The 1073-nt window shown below is 40.7% G+C and carries 2 protein-coding genes; both read left to right on the plus strand.

All coding sequences use genetic code 11. The annotated features are described in order from the left end of the window. On the plus strand, positions 1 to 598 hold a 598-nt coding region (locus AALA56_RS10085; RefSeq protein WP_369909900.1), incomplete at its 5' end, for a CHAP domain-containing protein. A 17-nt stretch (positions 599 to 615) separates the two neighbouring features. Continuing rightward, a partial coding sequence (locus AALA56_RS10090; protein ID WP_369909901.1) for a hypothetical protein occupies positions 616 to 1073 on the plus strand: 458 nt, incomplete at its 3' end.

Consider the following 1073-nt stretch of genomic DNA (forward strand, 5'->3'; position numbering starts at 1 on the left):
AGCCTCATCTGGAGAAAATGCACCCTCAGATACCTTTACCAGCAACGATAGCAAGGCTTGTAGCGATTCTTCTTCAGCAAGTGCAACAGATGGAACGGGAACTGTTCCAGCCGATGCGACAGCTTGGGGATATAAGCCAGATGACCTTCCAGATAGTCTGAAGCAATATATTATTGATCCATCGAAGAATGGTTTAACTTATAAAGGACCAGCTGGTTGGGTTGAACACTCGGGACAATGTGTAGATTTAACCGTGAGTTTAGGTAATCAATTGTGGGGCTACTCAGGTACGGTAGTTGGTAATGGAGATAAGCAGGCTAGTGCTTGGGCAAGTACTCGTTTTGGCAATAGCACAAAAACAGATCCTAAACGTGGCGCTATTTTTTCAACTCATACAGCCGCAAATCATACTGGCATCGTCTGTCATGTGTTTGAAGATGGTTCAATCTTAATCGTTGAGCAAAATACTCCTTTGTCAGGTGCAAATTATTACGGAGTCATTGATACATGGAACTATCGTGTTGTTCGTCCAGAAACACAAAAATCAGATGGTTTCCATTATGCTTACCCTGATGGCAAAGAGCCTAACATTAAATAAAGAAAAGAAGGAATGTCATGTTTAAATGGATTAGGGAGAATATCATTATGGTGATTGTTATTGTTCTACTACTGTTTTTTGCAGGGTTTGGTATATTTTCTAAGTATAAGGAGAGTATTCATAACTCCCTTCGGACAGAACGTATCTCAGAAAAGACCAAAAACAAAGATTCATCATCTGCTAAAGAGGAAACAGCAGATGAAAAGAACTATCGAACGGCTAAATTGAAGTTAGAGCATCCTTATACAGAAAGTAGTGAGGAGCAGAAGCAACAAGTGACAAAAGCATTTGAGGAGGCCATCAAGGTCATTCATCAAGCTAACCATCTGATAGAGGTCAAAGGAACCTTAGAGAATCATTTATCAATGAGTCAAGACGGGATGATTCAAACATTGGCGATGGCACTTCTTGTGAACCAGTACAGCTATCAGCCCTCTCAGTTAGAGGTGATGAAGTCAGACAATGATGACGTTGT

The sequence above is a fragment of the Streptococcus hyointestinalis genome, from assembly GCF_041225505.1.
GTDB classification, from domain to species: domain Bacteria; phylum Bacillota; class Bacilli; order Lactobacillales; family Streptococcaceae; genus Streptococcus; species Streptococcus hyointestinalis_B.